The following is a 1,980-nucleotide window of genomic DNA, read 5'->3' on the forward strand; positions in this document are numbered from 1 at the left end:
GTCGAGAGACCCACCATCCGGTCATACACCACGAACACCACCAGCACCACCGCCAGCAGCAGCACCGAGATCGCACCCGCGAAACCCCAGTTCAACGCCTGCAACACCTGATCGATGATCAACTGCGTAATCATCGTCTCGTGACGTCCGCCCAGCAGCGTCGGCGTGATGAAGAAGCCGATTGCGGTGACGAACACCATCAACGCAGACGCAAACACCCCCGGCAGCGACAGCGGGAAATACACCTTCCAGAACGCCGTGCCCGGACGCGCACCGAGCGTCGATGCCGCGCTCGGCAACCTCCGGTCGATGTTCTCCATCACCGAGAGCATCGTCATGATGGCGATCGGCATCAACGCGTGCGTCATGCCTACGATCACTGCCGGCAGGTTGTACAGCAGGCCCAGCGGCGAATCCACAAGACCGAGGTGCTTCAGCACCCAGTTGAGCACACCGTTGCGCCCGAGCAGCACGACCCACGCAAACGTACGCACCAGAAAGCTCGTCCAGAACGACAGCAGCACCCAGTACAGCAAGCGGTTCTTGCGCTCGCGCGTGGCGGCCGAGATCAGGTACGCAACGGGATAGCCCACCAGCACCGAGAAGAAGGTCGTGAGCAGCGATACCTTCATCGTCACCCACAGCACTTCCACATACACCGACGAGGCGAACAGCCGCTTGTACTCGGCCATCGTGAAGCCGCTCTGATTGTGAATACTCAGCAGCAGCAATTGTCCGACCGGATAGATCAGGAACACCGTGAGCAGCACGATCACGGGTGCGGCCATTGCGGCCACGCGCAGCTTGCGGCTCAGGCGCGGGTTGCGTGTTTTGCGCGGCGCGGCGCGATCGTTCTGCGCGGTCATGGCGGACGGGTTCATCGGCTCACCCCGCGATGGCGACAGCATCGGCGGGCGACCACGACAGCGTCAGCGTCTGGCCGATCTCATAGCGCGCCCCGAGCCGGTCGGTGGGGAACGACGCCACCAGTTCAGCGGCCTCCGCGTTCTGCTGCTGGCGCTGCATGTACAGCTTGGTCATGCCGCCGGTCACCATGATGTCGGTGAGCCTGGCGGACATGGTCTCCGCGCTTGAATCGTTGTGACCGTTCACACGCAAATTCTGCGGACGCAGCATCAGCTTCACCGGCTTGCCTGATTGCACCTGAGCGTCGTAGACCATCGCGCGGCCCTTGTCGATGCCGTGCATCGCGAGACGAACCTGATCGCCTTCACGCGACGTGACCTGTGCATCGAGCAGATTCGATTCACCGAGGAAATCCGCCACGAACACATTCTTCGGACGGAAGTACAGATCAGCAGGCGTACCGAGTTGCGCGATCTTGCCCGCATCCATCAAACAGATGCGGTCCGACATCGTCATCGCTTCTTCCTGATCGTGCGTCACGTAGATGATCGTGGTGCCCAGATCGCGGTGAATGCGCTTGATCTCCAGCTGCATGTGATCGCGCAGCTTCTTGTCGAGTGCGCCGAGCGGCTCGTCCATCAGGATGATCGAGGGCCGGTACACCATGCAGCGCGCCAGCGCGATACGCTGCTGCTGCCCGCCCGACAACTCGCGCGGATAGCGACCCGCGACGTGCGGCAGATGCACCATCTCCAGCGCCTCGGCGACGCGCTTCTTCGCGCTGGCCGCATCGACCTTGCGCATCTGCAGCGGAAACGCGATGTTCTCCGCCACCGTCATGTGCGGAAACAGCGCGTAGTTCTGAAACACCATGCCGATGTCGCGGTCGTACGGTGCGCCGTCGGTGACGTCGACGCCATTGATGCGGATCGAGCCGCCGTCCGCCTGCGCAAGCCCCGCGATGAGGCTCAGCAGCGTGGTCTTGCCCGAGCCGCTCGGGCCCAGCAGCGTCAGGAACTCGCCCTGTGCGACGTCAAGATCGGTCGGCGCGAGCGCGACGAAGTCGCCATAACGCTTGCACAGACCGCTGATCTGGAGATTGATGGTTGCCAT

General features: G+C 62.7%; 2 protein-coding genes. Both read right to left on the minus strand.

Features of this window, described 5'->3' with window-relative positions; translation table 11 throughout:
- Positions 1–881 (minus strand): ABC transporter permease (locus tag QCE64_RS36300; protein ID WP_404987961.1); only part of this gene is annotated, 881 nt, incomplete at its 3' end.
- Between the two features lie 4 nt (positions 882–885).
- On the minus strand, positions 886–1,980 hold a 1,095-nt coding region (locus QCE64_RS36305), incomplete at its 5' end, for an ABC transporter ATP-binding protein (protein WP_310009171.1).

This window comes from Caballeronia sp. LZ043 (assembly GCF_031451075.1).
Classification (GTDB): Bacteria; Pseudomonadota; Gammaproteobacteria; order Burkholderiales; family Burkholderiaceae; genus Caballeronia.